Origin of the sequence: Mycobacterium sp. 1245111.1 (assembly GCF_001673405.1) — a bacterium.
Lineage (GTDB): Bacteria > Actinomycetota > Actinomycetes > Mycobacteriales > Mycobacteriaceae > Mycobacterium.
The window spans coordinates 32,060-46,518 of sequence record NZ_LZLV01000057.1; the positions used below are offsets into that span (position 1 = coordinate 32,060).

Below are 14,459 nucleotides of genomic sequence, written 5' to 3' on the forward strand. Positions count from 1 at the left end.
CGAGCTCGTACCGGCGATCAGCGGGCGATCTGCCCGTGCTCGTCGAGTTCAACTTCGCGGCCGGCTAGATCGAAATGCTTGAACCGAGCGCGCCGCAGGATGTAGGTCCCGTGGTCCTCGGGTTCGTCGGAGATGTCAACTGCGTGATAGTTCAAACGGTGGCCCTTGCCGAACACGCACGGCCCGTATTCGGGGTGGGTGAAGGCACAGGATTCCTGCTTCATTTGATTCTCCCGATCTTATCGGTGCCTGACAGCCGCGAGCACGAATCCACTGTCATCACAATACTTTCAGATTTTCGTCACATTCCCAGCCGTTCACTTGCTTAGTGCAGGTACGGCGACTTTGGCAAAGCCAACAGAGTTGACTTTGGCGCCTCTCACCGGTCGTCGCTTCTACCGGTTTGCGGGGCATACAGATCGCCGCGAGAGCCTCCGCTGCGGCGGACAAGGGCGACGGGTCCGCCGCGACATCGACTGCAGTTCGGGTGGTTTCGCGCAGCATGGGTCCGAATGCCTCGGCGCAGCAGGCGCATGGTTTCCCCTGCGGCGCGCTGTGAGGGCAGCCCGGCACAACACACACCGGGCCGAGCTGGCCGCCGGCGCGGTCGCGACAATCGACGGTCATTCGCCGCGCCGCCGCGCCGTGGCCGCACCGTACGCATGCTCCAGAGCGGCGGCCTCCCCCTCGAGGCGGTCGATCACCGCGCGCCGCTCAGTGATTTGCACATACACAGCCGCGGGATCGCTGAGGTCGATGTCGTCAAAGTCCATAAACACTGTCTGCCAACCATTCTCATGTTTCCCGGGCCGTGCAGCCCCGGCGCCGTATGGCTTTGTCGGGGTCCACGACACCATTGCCGCGCATCGGATCGGTATCCAAGTGGTCGTGGCGTCTCATGCTCGGCTGGCTTCCCACGTGGCATTGAGGTCGCGGATTTCACGGTCGCGCTGATGGTTTCGCGTGACCGCGACCAACTGGGCGACATCGTCAGCAAGGCTCGGATCGTCGGCGAACATCTGAGTCAATTGGGCGGTCACGAGCTCGGCGACCAACTGATGAGGGCGGCGACCAAGGAGGGCGCACAGCGCGCGGAACTCGTCAACGTCGTCGACGCCCTGAACCCGGTAGGTGGTCCGCAGCTCCTGGCCTGCGCGATGACGGTTAATTGGTCATTCCTCTAGCTGTGATCGCCGGCGCAATGACGAGTCCAGGCCGCCTCAGCCGCTGTGATCGCCTCCGCCCGCAGCTCGGTTAGATAGCGGTCGTATTCGTCTGGATGCGCGGCCTTCAGCTTGGCTAGCGCGCGGCCCGCGCACGGCGTCACGAGGTAGTGCCGTAGGAGAGTGCGCCGAGTCCCGCAGCTGCACGTGTCCGCCCGGCCAGCGTCGGCCGGCGGTACGACCGCTGTTAGCGTATCGAGATCGACCGCCTCGTCACGCACGTGGAGCGATCTTTTCAGCGTCGGCGCCGCGCGATGGCGGCGCGACTGTATTGCGCGCCTTCTGTGGTGTCCATTGCATAAGCGGCGGCCGTCAACTGGCGATCGGGCGTGGTGCCGCGGGCCGTGGGGTGTACTTGTCGATCCAGGCCAGGCCGTCGCGGTCGAGGTGTTTGCGGGCGCGGGTCACGGCGACGTAGGCCAGCATCGCATCGACTTTCGGTATCTCGCTGCGTCCGCTCGGCTCGGTGAAATCGTTTGCAATGCAGACTGTTCCGAATTCCCGACCCTTTGCTCGATGTGATGTGCTCACCAGGACCTGGCAGTAGTCCTCGCTGGCGAGCGCGTCGATCGCGTCGATAATGGTGTCGGCGCCGTGGGTGTCGATCAGGTCGACGAACGGTTTGAGATCGCGACCGGCGGCGTCGCTTTCGACGTATTCCTGCAACGCGGCCCAGGTTGGGAACACGAATAGTTCTGGATGGCTGGTACGGCCGCCGTTCTTCAGCTCGGTCGCTGCCTGGGCGAGTCGGCGGATCTCGCCGCCACCGCCGGCCAAGGCCACCTTGTGGCCGGCGGCGAGCAAAGCCATCACGCGGGTCACGGCTTCGGCGTTCGTGCGGCACAACACCGCGCGAGGATCATCTAAAGGACCGATGTGCGAACGGATTACGGGGCTGCCGTGCAGTCGCATCGGCGTGTCCAGTTGGGCGAGCCACTTATTGGCCTCGTCAGCGATCGCTGGGCCGAACCGCCAGGACTGCGACAGATACAGGCGGGCATCGGCGGGCCATGACCCTAGGGCGTCTACCGCGCCGCGCCATCCGTACAGAGATTGATTTGAGTCGCCGACGACGATCTGCTGCGCGCTGTTTTGGCGCAGAACAAGTTGTGCGACAACAGGGTTGGAGTCTTGCGCTTCATCAAGCATGATGACGTCGGCGGCCAGCGTCGGCCGGGTCAGCGCCCACATTTTGAGGTAGTGGTCGTGCTGAAACTTCAGCAGTCCGTCGGGGTCGTTGAAGTCCGCCCAGGCGCGCAGGGCGTAGGGAACGACAGCGTGGGCCAACACGTCGTGGGCCGCACCGAGTACGCCGTTCTGGTGTGGAACGTGCGCGGCGGTGATGTCATCGTCGGCGGAGTAGCAGAAGCGGGTGACGGTCTCCACCGCGATCCGCGCCAGCTGTACCGGGGTGATCGTGATCCGATGGCCGAGGTCCAGGAAACCCGTTCCCAGGATTTCGGCGCGACGAGCGGGAAGCTCACGGGGGCCGTTCAATCGGTGCGCGAAGCGACGGCCCACGGCGCCGAATGCCAGTGAGTGGGCGGTGCGGCAGTTGACATGCGGCGGGAATCCGCGTCCGGCCTCTTGGGCGATCGCTTTGTTGTACGCGACGTACAGCGTCGGGCGCCGGCCCAGGGCGTGCGCCACCATTTTCAGCGTGCTGGTCTTACCGGTGCCCGCGCCCGCCTGGATCACCAGGTTCGACCCGGACCGGGCTGCGGCGACGATCGCCGCCTGCTCGCGCGTCGGGTTCAACTTCGACATAGCCCGGACCTTACGAACACAGCCCGGTCGCGCCGGGGACCGCCGCAACAATTAGGGCACTATTTTCGGCGACCAGCCGCAACGCCCACTGCTACGCCTGGCGTACAGGAGTCCCAGCGCGGCGCGCCGGGCCTAGCCCTCCGGTGTATTCGGGTGTTCTTCAGCGTGGCTGAGCTTGTCGATAGCCCGCTGGTACTCCTCGGCTCGCTCTTGATGAAAACGGGCCTTGGACTGATGGTCGTCTCTGGTTACTTCCAGCCGCTTGATCGCTTCGGCGAAGCGCGCCATCATTTCTCCTGCCCCACGAGCCTCATTGCTTGGACTTTACGAACACCGAGCGGCCGGCACCGGGACCGCCGCAACTAAACGGGCACGATCTCCACGACCGCGGCGCCGCCGAGAAAAGCCGCCCGGCAAGCGGCATGAACACCGCCGCCGACCAACCGCGGTCCCCGATGCTTGGCGGCCATCATGTGGCCACGTTGTTCCATGAGCCCTCGTCGGTGTAGTCGGTGTCGTCGAGATCCCAGGCTTGATCGCCTTGCAGGACGGTGTCGTGTGAGCAGTTCGGGCAGCGGTGCGCGCTGATGACGGCGACGACGTGGCGGTCATTGTGGAGTCGGGCGATCCCGATCGCGGGTGGCGCGGTGTCGGGGTCGGTCCAGATCCGGCCCATACTGATCTGTGGTGGGCGGGGGTCGCCGCAGCGGTGGCAGGTGAGCGGTTTGCGGGGTGGCGGGCAGATGAACGTCGCGGTGCCCGGTGTCCACGGCTCCCATTCGACGGGTAGTCCGTCCCAGCGCGGCGGCAGATCGTGTTGGCGCGGCCACAGGTTCAGGTCAAGCTGTTCGCCCATGGGTTTATCCGCCGGCGGTGAGCCAATTCAGCACTGTCGGCAGCAGAGTCGGCCGCACAGCGGGCACGCTGGTGTTGTTGGTGTGGTCGATGATGCGGGCGCTGTTGACGTTGCCGTTGTCGAACTAGAACACCTGCACTTCGGTCACCGATTGGTCGGCGGCGACGCGGTCGAAGTAGTCGAAGTTCGGTGCGGCCCGGCGGCTCCAGCCGTGTTCTTCCGCGGCTTTGAGGACCTGGTGGCGCTGAATTTTCAGGTCGTATTCGACTCTGCTGGCGGGCATCGCTTTCTCCATCGTGGTGCGGGTCGTTTGCGCGCTGGTTGTCCTGAATCGTCTGGAAGCGTGCGCTATTCAGCGGCGGCGAAGTGTTTGCGTGTCACTGCACTGTTGCGGATATCGGTGGTGAGGGCGGCGAGGGCGTCCTCGGTGCTTCGTTGAGTGCCTGAAGTGCCGTGGCCGATCTCGCGCCACTCTTCGGTGGTGTCGTCTCCGTCGAGGATGCTGTATTCGATGCGGATACCCATGACATCACTCCCTAATGCGTTGTGGCTAACTGCGTTTCATCGTGTCGTTCGCGTGTGCCGGACAGAGTTCGTGGGAGTACTCCCAGAACAGGGCGGCAGGGTCAGCGCTGTCGCTCCACCGGACTTTCACCATGCCGGCAGCGGGTGGCACGCCCGTCAGTTCGTCGGGGGTCCATGCCGGTGTGTCTGGTTGATCCACGATCGTTCCCGCGCTGTCGCGCTCGGGGTGGGTTACCAGCGAGGCGGCCGCGCTCATCGTGCCCTCCAGTGCCGGCGAATGAAGACGGCGCCCGTGATCACGATTGCCGCTGCCATTGCTGCCACGCTGGAGCGGGAACGCGTTCACGATACGCACTTTTCGCCAGGAGCGGTCTAGGCGGGTTCGATCGCGACGACGACGAGGCCACGTAACCATCCCAGCCCTAGTTCGCGCTTCCAGTCCGTCCAGCCGGTGATGATGCGCGGCCGCCACCACGTGGGTGGCCCGGTGTTGATGTGCAACCAGATGTCGCGACCGGCGACGGTGGCCCGCAGGGTCCGATTGGTTTGGCCGGCGACCGTGTTCCGGCGGGCCCGCAGCGTGGCATCGACGTCGGCGTCGGTGAAGCCGCCCGGGCGCTGCGAGTGCATGACGACGACCCGGCCGTCACCGCCACGGAGCTGCATGGTGCGGCGATCCGCGCTGAGCCGCAAACGGGTACCTGATCCAGCCATCGGTCACTTCTCCAATCCGGCGGCGGCCAGGCCCCGGCCGACCACCACCACGTCTGCGGCGAACACGCACGGCTGCCAGCCGCGGACCCTCGTCGACTGGATCCGGCACCGATACTTCACACACCCGGCGGCAGCAACCATCATCGTGAACACAGACCCTTCGACATGCCAACAGTCGCCCATCGTGCCGCCAGCTGGCAGCGCCATGCGCGACCGGCCGCGTGTCGCCCACCGTTTTCAAAACGGAGACGCCCACATTCCCGGAATGTCACTCCCACAGCACAAATACAGGTCCGCCAATCGTGTCGGAGATTCAGCCGACCCGCGCAGCGTGCTTAGCCTGACGCCGACTGCTGCACCAGACCGCCGCGCCACCGCCGCCGGCACGAGGCCAAGCTACGAGAGGAAAACCATGGAGGGCTACGTCGAGGCCATTCCAACCGCTGGGCCACCAATCGTCCTGGTGGGCTACGTCCACGGCTTCCCGCGACACCCAGAACCCGGCGCGCCTGCCGAGCCGCTGATGACCGACTACGACATCCGACCAGGCGCACACTCCCCCGACGAGACCTACGCCCTCGTCTCAGTCGAGTGGGCAACTCCCCACACCACAATCGACACCGACACCGGCCACAGCACAACTGAAATGCGGCGCGACGGATTCCTCGGAACCCCGACCGGCTGGACCTGGTACCTGGCGCCGGCGGTATACGACCACGGCGCGCGCCTGTGGCGGCTCATCGGCCGGCAACTAGCCCGCGGGCACCGCAACGCGGTCCTGCCGCCCAGCGTCACCGCACTCGGCGCCCCAGAAGAAGTACCCATCCATGACCAACCACTGTGACACCCTGCGGTACAACCGGATTCGGCAGGTAGGCCCATGACCGATCGGGACGCAATCCAAACCGTGCGCGACAACGTCGTCACCATCGCACAACGCTGGGAGCGAGACGGTTTCGACTCAGCGATGCTCCAGGAAGCCACCGCCATGGCCACCCTCGTCGACAACTGCCTACTGGCCGACTGCCCACTACCCGGGCCCGCGATCACCATCGAATTGCGCGTCCAGCGCGAACGCCTCGGCCACGAAATCCAGCGCGCCGAACAGCAAGGCTCCCACAGCAGCCTCATCGGCGCGTGCCGCGACCTCGTCGCGATCCTCGACCACGAACTGAGGCTCTGCGCATGACCGCTAAAGCCAAAGTAAGCAACACCATTCACGCCAAACCCCGCCAGCCTCTCGTCGATTCCATCAGCGAGTTGACGATTTTGGTGCGCGTTCCTGGCCATCCCGCGAAGACCCGCGCATTCACCGATGAAGAAGCGCACGAGGCACGCGACTACGCCGAAACCCACAGCGGCAGTTCTGAATCACTACCCCTGCCTGGTCAGCACTACGCAGCGATGCCAACGGTCGAGCGGACCGCATAGCTACCCCACCAGACCACCATCGTGAGCACCACAGTCCAGACCACCGTGTACCTCAACCAGGGCGACGGCGACCATTTCTTCGTCGGCTACACCGAAGGCGACCCACTCGCGAGAGCAGCCACCTTCGACCTCGACACTCAACTGGTCGCACAACTCACCGGCGGCATCCCAAAACAGGCTCTAGCTCTGGTTTTTGACCAACTCAACATGCCCACCCCGACCACGCCATGGGCGATCGACTACCGCCAGCGCAGTAACCGCAGCCTCAGCATCGGCGATGTCGTCACCATCGGCGAGATCGCCTTCGGTCTGTCCCGCCGCGAAGGATGGCAGCGCGTCAGCATCGAAGCCGAACAGGTCGCATGACCATGGCCGCGGCGAAACTTCACGACTCTGTAGCCCTGCAACTCGATCCGCCCTGGCGCGACAACTATTGGCGTGCAAGACAATACGGGCGCGTCGTCGCAACCTCGGACACCGATCCGAACCTCGTATACGTCGACTGGGGAACCGACGGTTCTGAACTACCCGGCGCCCAGCTGACTGGACAACGCGAACGCTGGCACGTCGACCAGCTCACCGAGACCTATCCCGCACCGACCGGTGCGAACCGCAGCTCGTCGGGATAGCGCTGTCTAGCGAAACTTCAGACCGCATAAGAGATGCCGAGATTGTCGTTTGGATTCATGTAGAGCATTGCCCGAAACCACGGCTTCGCTTGACGCATCGACTTCATTGCCAGTAACGAGGCGTAGGCGTACAGCACCCGATGCGCAGGCCGGTTGTCGTTAATGCTGTACGGCAAGACGTCCACGAACGGCCACGGAAGGCTCTGCTGAAGTACAACAACACCGGCTTGGGCCCACTCGAGGGCAGCGCTGTGGACTTCGAGGGATTCGGCGTCAGCGCCGAGCTCCCAGTCTGGATCATCGTCGTCATACCCGATCGTCGCGAGTACCTCCCACGCGCGCACGCTGTAGTCATCAAGACAGCGCGGGTTGATACCGCACCCAGCGACAGTCGTGAAACCTTTCTCATATGCGGCGATTTCTTCTGAGGTGGACTCGTCGTCCAGTGCCCAGACCCGCTCGATCCGCCATTCCATCCGCTCCCCGAGTCCGCGAATGGATTTCTCCGCGGGGCTGAGCCGGCGAGGAGGTTCATCCTCGTCGTAGCACGTCGCGTAGAACTCTTCGGCGTCGAACGTGAAACCGGTCGCGCATGCGCGCAACGGAGCCGGCAGAACCGCAAGCACCCGCTGGGCCAGCGCCCCCGGTTTCACCCACGGCATTGCCCACTTTGGGGTGTCGTCCATCCCGAATGCGTAGGGCCACAAATCGGGGTCGTCACCAATGAGCGACATACGGTCAGTATGGACCGGCCCGCGCAGCGTGGAGGCTGAATACGCTGTTTGCTGGCGGGGCGCATCTTCGCGAAATGACCTACTAGTAGGGCACTTTCACGCTTACGAACCTGCTCAGAGGGCCTGTTTCGCCTGCGTTAATTATCCCGCAGGAACTACGACGGCGAGCTCGGTTCGGGGCGTTGGCGCCGCACCCGGATGCCGAAGGACTGGTGCGTGTCCGAGTTGGGCGCTTTGGTGTTCGGGCAGGCTCTCTACAGGCAGGAGTAGGGAAGTCGCCGCGACGTGGCGGTGGCGTTTTGGTATCCGGATTCGCGGCCAGCACGGTCGCGATTTTTCCGGCGTCGTTGCTGGTTGCGGCGACGCATTTCGCGTCTTTCGTGAGATGTTTGCATGATGAGCGCCCAGCTGACGATCGACGAGTTGGCCTGGGTAACTGGACTGCCAGAGGCCGATCTATCGCGTTGGCAACGCCGCAGCCCTACCGCTGTGCCGGCGCTGGCGGGGCAGGCGATCAAATTAGCGCGAAAGCTCTCCCCCACCAGCTCCATGATCTTGCGAGATCGCCTCACCACCTACGGTCGCCTCTCCGCCCTCATCGCAGCAGAAACTGACGCGTCGTTCGCGGTCAGGTTGGTGCGCGAGTCCGTGCTTGATGCCGCCACCCTGGTGGCCCCCGCTGACATCGACGCCTTCCACGCACCCGCGCCCGCCACAGGCCGCCGCGGGTGGGACGCGCTGATCGCCGGTGTCGCGATGATGACCGGGCTAGATAACGTCAGCGACCCAGACATCCTGGCCTGGTGTGATGATCCGATCCGCTACTCCGAGGAGCTGTTTGACCCGCTCGGCGCGGGCCGGTGGCGCTGGCTCGACTACCTGCGCACACCCATTGAATTACAAGATCGCAATGTGATCCTGGCATCAGGAAATCTTGAGGGGGTCTGATGACTGAGGGGCAATTCGACGCGGCCCGGATCAACGAGCTCCTGGTCGAGCTCGACCTGGAGTTGCAGCGCCGCGGAGTGGGCGGAACGATCTTCGTGGTGGGCGGAGCAGCAATGGCGTTGGCGTACAACGCAACTCGAGTCACCGAAGACATTGATGGCACCTTCGAGCCGCGCGACGTGATCCTCGCGGCCGCGCAGTCGGTCGCGGCCGCGCAGCATGTTGGGCCGCGCTGGCTTAGCGACGGCGTCGCGCAAATGATGCCTCCTCGCGACGACGACCATCCTCACGGGGTCAAGATCGGCCCAGCGCTCACCATCTCGATCGCCTCGCCTGAGTATGTGCTCGCCATGAAGGCAATGACGTCGCGACAATCCGATGGGGACCTCAAAGACGCCGCACTGTTGTGCCGCCTGCTCGGCTATACGAACGAACGCGACATCGAAAGCGTCGTGCAGCGCTACTTCGGCCGTCAGAAGCACTTCGGCGCGCAAGAACTGTTCTTCGAACGGATCATCGCCAACATCTAGGGGCGGCGGCGGTGACGCGGCTCTCGGTCGGCCGAAAGCCGCCGGGACGGTAACCGGCAAGGACCGACACCCCTCTGCGTGTCACCCAGCGGCAAGTTTGAGCACCCGGCCGTGTCGTTGGTTGTTGGCGTCGGTGACGCTGTCGGTGACGTACACGTTGCCGGTGTTGTCCACGGCGATGCCGCTGGGGCGGTCGAGTCCGGTGAATGGCAGCTCGACTGCGGAGTCGGTGCCGGTGCTCAGTTTGAGCACCCGGTTGCGGGTGTTCGGGCGGGGGGCGTTGAGAGTGGTGACGTATCCCCATGTGTCGGCGACGTAGACGTTGTCGGCGCCGTCGACCGCGATGCCGTCGGGGCCGTTGAGTCCGGTGAACGGCAGGGTGAACGAGGTGCGCCACCCATTTGGCAGCTTCTGCACGGCCTGGTTGGTGGCGCCGCTTTGGTCGAGGGCGTAGACGTTGCCGGTGGTATCCACCGCCACTCCCCAGGGTCCGGTCAGGCCGGCGAACGGCACATCGACCGGGGTGTTCGATCCCGCCGGCAGTTTCATCACGACGTTGCGGCTGGTGACTCCGGGAGGTCCGGTTGTGTCGGTGACGTAGACGGTGCCCGATGAGTCGACCGCCAGCCCGTGCGGTTGAAACAGGCCTCGGAACGGCAACACCACTGGGGTGTTTGAGCCGGCCGGCAGTTTGACGATCCGGGCGTTTTCGTAGGCGTTGGCGACGTAGACGTTGTGGCTCGCATCCACCGCCAATGCGCGGGGATACTTCACGCCCGTGATGGGCAGCGTGATCGGGGTGGTCGATCCCGTCGGCAGCTCGTACACGCGGCTGTCGGTGCCGACGTCGTCGACGACGTACACGTCGCCGTCGGAATCCACCGCCACCCCCTCGGGACTATTGAGGCCGACGAACGGCAGTTCGCTCTGCGACGGCGGGGCGTTCCGGGCGGGCGGGGTCGTCGGCGGTGATGGCCACAGGATGACCACCGCAGCGACGACCACGCCAACCAGAGCGATCGCCGCCATCGAGACCGCCAGTGCGATGCGCCGGGGCCGGCGGGCGGCCGGAGTTTCCGCCGGCGACGCGACCGGCGCGGCGGCGGCTTGCCGTGTGGGTTGGCGAGCTGCCTGCGTGGTGGCCGCGATGATGTCGGCCTGGCGCTGCCCGGACGGCCGCAACGCGTGGCGGGCCACGCTGGCGAGGTCGCTGGCGTGCTCGAAACGGTTCTTCGGGTCTTTCGCGAGGCCGACGGCGATGACATCGTCGAATGCGGCGGGGATCTCCGGGCGGCGCTGGCTTGGGCGCGGGATCGGCGCGGTCAGGTGCGCGTTGATCAGCGCGGGCAGATCACCAGTCGGGTAGGGAGGGGCCCCGGTCAGGCATTCGTAGAGGACGCAGGCCAGCGCGTAGATGTCGGCGCGGAGATCGACGTCGGTGTTGCTGAATCGTTCCGGCGCCATGTAGGCGAAGGTGCCGATCGTGGTGCCGGTGCTCGTCAGATTGGCGTCGGTGGCCGCGTTCGCCAGCCCGAAATCGACCAGGCACGCGAAGTCGTCATCGGCGAGCAGAATGTTGGCCGGCTTGATGTCGCGGTGGACCATACCGGCGCTGTGGGCGGCGTCGAGCGCGGCGGCGATCTGGCGCACGATCGCCACTGCGCGAACGGGGCTCAGCGGCGCGCGCCGGGTGAGCACTTTCTGCAGATCGGTGCCCTTGATGAGCCGCATGTCGATGTAGAGCTGGCCGTCGATCTCCCCGCAGTGGTGGATCGGCACTACGTGCGGGTCGTGCAGCTTTCCCGCGTTGCGCGCCTCTCGGAAGAGCCGTTGCCGGAAGACGTCGTTCTGCGAGTACGGGGCCGCGAGCAGCTTGAGGGCGACGGCTCGGTCCATGGTGGTGTCGTCGGCTTCATAGACCTCGCCGAACCCGCCGCGGCCCAGCAGGCGACGCAGCCGGTAGTGCCCGAACAGCTGCCCTGTCCGCAGCCCAGGCGTGGTGTCGCCGGCGGTCGGCTCGTCAACCACGACTCACTCCTCGCCTGCCTGCAGTTATCGGGGTGCTGTGCATCATTTTGGCGCTTACGTTGAAGGCTGTGAATCCGGGGCCGCAGGATCGAGACGCCGACGGGGCCGGGGCGCTGAATCCGCGCGAGGCTGGTTTCGACGTTCTACCGCCGGTGGGTTCGTTAACACTCACCCAGGCAGCAGATCTCATCGCGGCCGCACCGACAGACAAGGTGCGGCTGCGGTTGTTTTTCGAGTTCTGCCGAGGCGCTGACGAAGCCGGCGCCGCCGCGATGGCCCTCGCCGGGTGCGAACCACCTTCGACTGGGTCCGCACGCTTCGACGCCCTGCTGGCCGCGATCGCCGAGCATCTCGCCTCACGTGTCGGCGTGGCCGCGCCGGAGTGGGCTGAGGGCCCTGATCGATTCCTGACGACGCCGTGGTGGGTGTCGCCATTACCGTCGGCGCGCGCCCAGGCTCTGCGGGGCACTCCGACCTCCTTTCGGCGGCGTGGGATTTATCTTGACCGTTCAGATCTTGGCCAGGACGGCGTCACGGCGCTCGGCGACTAACCCGAGCGGGCGCAATTGACATCGACTGTCCCGCAACCGAACTCATCGGGCGCTGGTTGAGACGCGCCTCACGTCGTGGGCGCCGGCAGGCGATAGATCTGGGGCCGATCTGCGCCGAGACGGCCCGCGTTGACCATCACGGGCGCGATCCGGACGCGGCGGATCTGAGCGCGGCCTGGCCCGAAGTGTTGGCGACGCCAGTGGCCGCGTCGGCGGTGCGGCGCGGTCGTGCGACCGGTCGGTTCACCTGTGGCTGTGGGTTGGTCGTCTGCCGAGGTGGTGGCGGTCACGTTGAGGACGTGCACGGTGTCTTCAGGCCGCTGCTGCCGGGTCGGCTCCCCTACCTCGGGACTGGTTGCCTCGTCTGCGGCGGCACTGCCGTGGCCGGGGCGATGCCAGTCGGCCCACGCGGCCGCGGCCGCCGCGTTGGCCACCAGATTCGCATACCCGGTCGCACTACGCGACGCGGGAATGACCCAGCGGCCCAACGTGCCTCTGGCTACGTAGGAGGGGATCGCCACGCACCAGGCGAACAGGTCGTCGAGGTGCCCGTGCGCGTCGGCCAGCAGCAAGACTGCCTCCACGTGAGCGCCGCGGCCACCGATGGCGTCCCACAGCGACATCGTCGGCGACTGCAGGCTGTCCGTGCCGGCGATCACCATGTCTTTGACGTCGGGCAGTTTCTTGCCCGTCCCGACGAGATGGTCGATCCAGCGCAGCCGCGGATCATCTGCGAGCGCTTCGCGTGCGGTGGCCGGCAGGCGCGCCGGTTCGGCGAAGGTCACCAGCACCTGAGCGAACGGCAGCCGCATGTCGTCGATGTCTTCCCCGGTGAGCGGTTCGGAGTCCAGGTAGGCGATCGTGTGGCCGGGCGGCAGCCAAAACGGGACGGCGGCCGCGGCGGCCACCGCGATCCGGCCGTTCGTTTCGGTGCGCACGCGGCCCCACGCACCGAGAGCGGACACCGCGTACCAGGCTTGCAGCGCCGCCGCGTCGGCCGGCGCCGGGTACGCCGATCCGCTGGCCACCATGGCTGGGATGTGCGAGTCGCACGCCCGGGTGACGTTGTCCTGCAAACCCTCGATGAGCGCGTCCGCTACCGCGGCGGCCCCGGCGGCGGTCGCGGCGTCGCGCAGGGCGGCGGATCCGGTCGACAACTCAACCGCTGTGGGCACCGGGGCGGCCGCGTCGACGGTCACTGCCGCACCCCGCGGGTTCGCCCCCAACGCTTGGCTTACCGGGTGCGCATCATCTGCCCCGATATCCAGCCAGGGCGGCGGCGACTTGAACGCGATGACCGCAGCCGAATCCTTCTGCACCTCATCGACATACGCGTCCCACGCAGGGCCGTCGACGTCGCTCACGCCATCAGGCAGCGCCACCCCGGTCGCGGCCGCTGTCGCCGTCGCGAGCGCCATCTTCTGCGCCGCCGTGAAATCCACGGAGGCTGTGGTGCGCAGGCCCCTGGCCCGCTGAATGAGTTCGGCCGCAGCAGTGTCCAGCCGCGTCGACACCACACCCTCGGTCAAGGTCGCCCGGTTCCCACTCAAGAGGGCGTAGAACGATTCCGGGCCGAACGTCTCCCAGCCCCAGTCGGTGATCTTCTGCGAATGCCGGCGAAGCTCACGAACCGCCTCATCCAGCTGCCGGGTCGACGCCCTGATCACGTCTCGGTCAGCGGCGATCCGCTCCAACTGCGGCGCGCAGACCGCATCACGCGCCGCGACCGCGTCAGCGAGCTCGGCGCGCAGCGCGGCAGCGGCGGCGGCACGTTCGCGCATCGCCGACAGCCGGGCCTGCTCGGCGGCCAGCTGCGCCCGGGCCGCCGCCAGGTCCTCGGCGAGCTGGGTGGCGTCGCGATTCTGTTTGCGGGTCTTGTACTTACCGCGCGCCATCGCCCGCCTCCTCGGGCAGCAGGCTTTCCAGCCCAGCCGCCCGTAACCGTTCGGCGATTTTGGCGCGGGCCTGACGAACATTGGGCAACGACTCGGCGATCGCGTCTCGGTGCCGACGGATGTGCGCGGGTGCGTGCTCGATCAGGTCGTTGAGGCGGTCGATACTGCGGGTGACGGTGTCGACGTGCCGCCACGCTTCGTTGAGGGCCGCGATGTCCGCGGAGACCTTGCCGCGGGCCTCGTCGAGCAGTGGGTTGGTGACCGCGTCACGGTCTCGGTGTGCACGGGCTGTCGCCGCGCGGAGGGCATCCGGGTTGGCCAGCCGTTGCTCGATGTCGGAGCGCTCTTTGATGGCGGCGCGGATCTCGTGCTGGAGGCGCTGCAACTCGGCGGCGTCGCCGGCCGCCCCATCTTCGGCGGGGCGCGGAGCCATCACGGCGTGGAGACGTCGTTGTTGGAGGATAAAACGCGGTGGCTCTTCACGTTTCGGAGTCTGCGGCGTCGGTGCTACGAGCCAAGTCTGCTCGGATGCGGCTGTCGCAGTGAGCGAGTGCCCAGCGATCGTGTCGGGTGCGTCGCTTCCGTCTCCCGGAGTGCGTGATTGTGCAGTCCGGGCACAAGCACCACG

At 66.1% G+C, this 14,459-nt stretch carries 23 protein-coding genes; 9 read left to right on the forward strand and 14 right to left on the reverse strand.

Translation table 11 applies throughout. The features are described from left to right. Positions 1-17: 17 nt before the first annotated feature. Together A5658_RS10370 and A5658_RS28020 are read right to left on the reverse strand one after the other, a co-directional pair. Complete coding sequence (locus A5658_RS10370; protein WP_067333691.1) at positions 18-224, reverse strand: hypothetical protein; 207 nt, start codon at positions 222-224, stop codon at positions 18-20. Between the two features lie 399 nt (positions 225-623). Then, entirely contained in the window at positions 624-773 is a 150-nt protein-coding gene (locus A5658_RS28020; protein ID WP_156751362.1) for a hypothetical protein, read from the reverse strand. Positions 774-953: 180 nt separating this feature from the next. Between A5658_RS28020 and A5658_RS10375 the strand changes: the two genes are divergently transcribed. Beyond that, positions 954-1,184, forward strand: a complete 231-nt coding sequence (locus tag A5658_RS10375; RefSeq protein WP_067333693.1) for a hypothetical protein — start codon at positions 954-956, stop codon at positions 1,182-1,184. A 351-nt stretch (positions 1,185-1,535) separates the two neighbouring features. On the opposite strand, the gene A5658_RS10385 is transcribed toward A5658_RS10375, so the two are convergent. The 8 genes from A5658_RS10385 to A5658_RS10405 all read right to left on the reverse strand — a co-directional run bounded on the left by A5658_RS10385 (position 1,536) and on the right by A5658_RS10405 (position 5,229). Continuing rightward, on the reverse strand, positions 1,536-2,990 hold the full coding sequence (locus A5658_RS10385; RefSeq protein WP_156751363.1) for a UvrD-helicase domain-containing protein: 1,455 nt from the start codon (positions 2,988-2,990) through the stop codon (positions 1,536-1,538). Positions 2,991-3,122: 132 nt separating this feature from the next. Continuing rightward, positions 3,123-3,278 (reverse strand): hypothetical protein, encoded by a 156-nt coding sequence (locus tag A5658_RS28025; RefSeq protein ID WP_156751364.1) that lies wholly within the window; start codon positions 3,276-3,278, stop codon positions 3,123-3,125. Positions 3,279-3,459: 181 nt separating this feature from the next. Next, the gene (locus tag A5658_RS10390) at positions 3,460-3,846 is read right to left on the reverse strand and encodes a hypothetical protein (RefSeq protein WP_067333698.1); all 387 of its coding nucleotides are present in this window, start codon (positions 3,844-3,846) and stop codon (positions 3,460-3,462) included. A gap of 124 nt (positions 3,847-3,970) precedes the next feature. Beyond that, a complete protein-coding gene (locus A5658_RS28030; protein ID WP_156751365.1) occupies positions 3,971-4,129 on the reverse strand; it encodes a hypothetical protein in 159 nt (52 codons plus the stop codon). A gap of 65 nt (positions 4,130-4,194) precedes the next feature. Then, positions 4,195-4,371: a hypothetical protein gene (locus A5658_RS28035; RefSeq protein WP_156751366.1), complete on the reverse strand. Its 177-nt coding sequence runs from the start codon at positions 4,369-4,371 to the stop codon at positions 4,195-4,197. A 25-nt stretch (positions 4,372-4,396) separates the two neighbouring features. Then, entirely contained in the window at positions 4,397-4,717 is a 321-nt protein-coding gene (locus A5658_RS10395) for a hypothetical protein (RefSeq protein ID WP_156751367.1), read from the reverse strand. A 26-nt stretch (positions 4,718-4,743) separates the two neighbouring features. Next, complete coding sequence (locus A5658_RS10400; RefSeq protein WP_156751368.1) at positions 4,744-5,085, reverse strand: hypothetical protein; 342 nt, start codon at positions 5,083-5,085, stop codon at positions 4,744-4,746. Positions 5,086-5,088: 3 nt separating this feature from the next. Continuing rightward, positions 5,089-5,229 carry a hypothetical protein gene (locus A5658_RS10405; RefSeq protein ID WP_156751369.1) on the reverse strand — a complete coding sequence of 47 codons (141 nt, stop codon included), beginning with the start codon at positions 5,227-5,229 and terminating at the stop codon, positions 5,089-5,091. A 268-nt stretch (positions 5,230-5,497) separates the two neighbouring features. Between A5658_RS10405 and A5658_RS10410 the strand changes: the two genes are divergently transcribed. Genes A5658_RS10410 through A5658_RS10430 form a run of 5 tightly spaced genes read left to right on the forward strand, consistent with a single transcriptional unit; the run spans position 5,498 to position 7,145 of the window. After that, the gene (locus tag A5658_RS10410; protein ID WP_067333709.1) at positions 5,498-5,929 is read left to right on the forward strand and encodes a hypothetical protein; all 432 of its coding nucleotides are present in this window, start codon (positions 5,498-5,500) and stop codon (positions 5,927-5,929) included. Positions 5,930-5,965: 36 nt separating this feature from the next. Beyond that, complete coding sequence (locus A5658_RS10415; RefSeq protein ID WP_067333711.1) at positions 5,966-6,274, forward strand: hypothetical protein; 309 nt, start codon at positions 5,966-5,968, stop codon at positions 6,272-6,274. Further along, complete coding sequence (locus A5658_RS10420; RefSeq protein WP_067333713.1) at positions 6,271-6,516, forward strand: hypothetical protein; 246 nt, start codon at positions 6,271-6,273, stop codon at positions 6,514-6,516. The genes A5658_RS10415 and A5658_RS10420 overlap by 4 nt, the downstream gene beginning before the upstream one ends. Positions 6,517-6,537: 21 nt before the next feature. Then, a complete protein-coding gene (locus tag A5658_RS10425; RefSeq protein ID WP_082993073.1) occupies positions 6,538-6,882 on the forward strand; it encodes a hypothetical protein in 345 nt (114 codons plus the stop codon). After that, positions 6,879-7,145 carry a hypothetical protein gene (locus tag A5658_RS10430; RefSeq protein ID WP_156751370.1) on the forward strand — a complete coding sequence of 89 codons (267 nt, stop codon included), beginning with the start codon at positions 6,879-6,881 and terminating at the stop codon, positions 7,143-7,145. Before A5658_RS10425 ends, A5658_RS10430 begins: the two co-directional genes overlap by 4 nt. 17 nt (positions 7,146-7,162) lie before the next feature. Here the strand turns inward: A5658_RS10430 and A5658_RS10435 are convergent, their stop codons facing one another. Further along, positions 7,163-7,879, reverse strand: a complete 717-nt coding sequence (locus A5658_RS10435) for a hypothetical protein (RefSeq protein ID WP_067333720.1) — start codon at positions 7,877-7,879, stop codon at positions 7,163-7,165. Between the two features lie 396 nt (positions 7,880-8,275). Here A5658_RS10435 and A5658_RS10440 point away from each other — a divergent pair, with 396 nt between their 5' ends. Together A5658_RS10440 and A5658_RS10445 are read left to right on the forward strand one after the other, a co-directional pair. Continuing rightward, entirely contained in the window at positions 8,276-8,827 is a 552-nt protein-coding gene (locus A5658_RS10440) for a hypothetical protein (protein ID WP_231997270.1), read from the forward strand. Then, a complete protein-coding gene (locus A5658_RS10445; protein ID WP_067333722.1) occupies positions 8,827-9,357 on the forward strand; it encodes a hypothetical protein in 531 nt (176 codons plus the stop codon). The genes A5658_RS10440 and A5658_RS10445 overlap by 1 nt, the downstream gene beginning before the upstream one ends. Before the next feature lie 81 nt (positions 9,358-9,438). On the opposite strand, the gene A5658_RS10450 is transcribed toward A5658_RS10445, so the two are convergent. Continuing rightward, positions 9,439-11,385 carry a serine/threonine-protein kinase PknD gene (locus A5658_RS10450; protein ID WP_067333725.1) on the reverse strand — a complete coding sequence of 649 codons (1,947 nt, stop codon included), beginning with the start codon at positions 11,383-11,385 and terminating at the stop codon, positions 9,439-9,441. 68 nt (positions 11,386-11,453) lie between these two features. Between A5658_RS10450 and A5658_RS10455 the strand changes: the two genes are divergently transcribed. After that, complete coding sequence (locus tag A5658_RS10455; RefSeq protein WP_156751371.1) at positions 11,454-11,936, forward strand: hypothetical protein; 483 nt, start codon at positions 11,454-11,456, stop codon at positions 11,934-11,936. A 68-nt stretch (positions 11,937-12,004) separates the two neighbouring features. Here the strand turns inward: A5658_RS10455 and A5658_RS10460 are convergent, their stop codons facing one another. Continuing rightward, entirely contained in the window at positions 12,005-13,831 is a 1,827-nt protein-coding gene (locus A5658_RS10460; protein WP_067333731.1) for a hypothetical protein, read from the reverse strand. Next, on the reverse strand, positions 13,818-14,264 hold the full coding sequence (locus A5658_RS10465) for a hypothetical protein (RefSeq protein ID WP_067333734.1): 447 nt from the start codon (positions 14,262-14,264) through the stop codon (positions 13,818-13,820). Before A5658_RS10465 ends, A5658_RS10460 begins: the two co-directional genes overlap by 14 nt. Positions 14,265-14,459: the final 195 nt, after the last annotated feature.

Coding starts and splice junctions, on each gene's coding strand:
- A5658_RS10435 (WP_067333720.1), bottom strand. CDS start 7,879: ATGTCGCTCATTGGTGACGACCCCGATTTGTGGCCCTACGCATTCGGG.
- A5658_RS10445 (WP_067333722.1), top strand. CDS start 8,827: ATGACTGAGGGGCAATTCGACGCGGCCCGGATCAACGAGCTCCTGGTC.
- A5658_RS10415 (WP_067333711.1), top strand. CDS start 5,966: ATGACCGATCGGGACGCAATCCAAACCGTGCGCGACAACGTCGTCACC.
- A5658_RS28025 (WP_156751364.1), bottom strand. CDS start 3,278: ATGGCGCGCTTCGCCGAAGCGATCAAGCGGCTGGAAGTAACCAGAGAC.
- A5658_RS28030 (WP_156751365.1), bottom strand. CDS start 4,129: ATGCCCGCCAGCAGAGTCGAATACGACCTGAAAATTCAGCGCCACCAG.
- A5658_RS10370 (WP_067333691.1), bottom strand. CDS start 224: ATGAAGCAGGAATCCTGTGCCTTCACCCACCCCGAATACGGGCCGTGC.
- A5658_RS10410 (WP_067333709.1), top strand. CDS start 5,498: ATGGAGGGCTACGTCGAGGCCATTCCAACCGCTGGGCCACCAATCGTC.
- A5658_RS10465 (WP_067333734.1), bottom strand. CDS start 14,264: ATGGCTCCGCGCCCCGCCGAAGATGGGGCGGCCGGCGACGCCGCCGAG.
- A5658_RS10405 (WP_156751369.1), bottom strand. CDS start 5,229: ATGATGGTTGCTGCCGCCGGGTGTGTGAAGTATCGGTGCCGGATCCAG.
- A5658_RS10440 (WP_231997270.1), top strand. CDS start 8,276: ATGAGCGCCCAGCTGACGATCGACGAGTTGGCCTGGGTAACTGGACTG.
- A5658_RS10385 (WP_156751363.1), bottom strand. CDS start 2,990: ATGTCGAAGTTGAACCCGACGCGCGAGCAGGCGGCGATCGTCGCCGCA.
- A5658_RS28020 (WP_156751362.1), bottom strand. CDS start 773: ATGGACTTTGACGACATCGACCTCAGCGATCCCGCGGCTGTGTATGTG.
- A5658_RS10420 (WP_067333713.1), top strand. CDS start 6,271: ATGACCGCTAAAGCCAAAGTAAGCAACACCATTCACGCCAAACCCCGC.
- A5658_RS10400 (WP_156751368.1), bottom strand. CDS start 5,085: ATGGCTGGATCAGGTACCCGTTTGCGGCTCAGCGCGGATCGCCGCACC.
- A5658_RS10430 (WP_156751370.1), top strand. CDS start 6,879: ATGACCATGGCCGCGGCGAAACTTCACGACTCTGTAGCCCTGCAACTC.
- A5658_RS10460 (WP_067333731.1), bottom strand. CDS start 13,831: ATGGCGCGCGGTAAGTACAAGACCCGCAAACAGAATCGCGACGCCACC.
- A5658_RS10375 (WP_067333693.1), top strand. CDS start 954: ATGGTTTCGCGTGACCGCGACCAACTGGGCGACATCGTCAGCAAGGCT.
- A5658_RS10390 (WP_067333698.1), bottom strand. CDS start 3,846: ATGGGCGAACAGCTTGACCTGAACCTGTGGCCGCGCCAACACGATCTG.
- A5658_RS28035 (WP_156751366.1), bottom strand. CDS start 4,371: ATGGGTATCCGCATCGAATACAGCATCCTCGACGGAGACGACACCACC.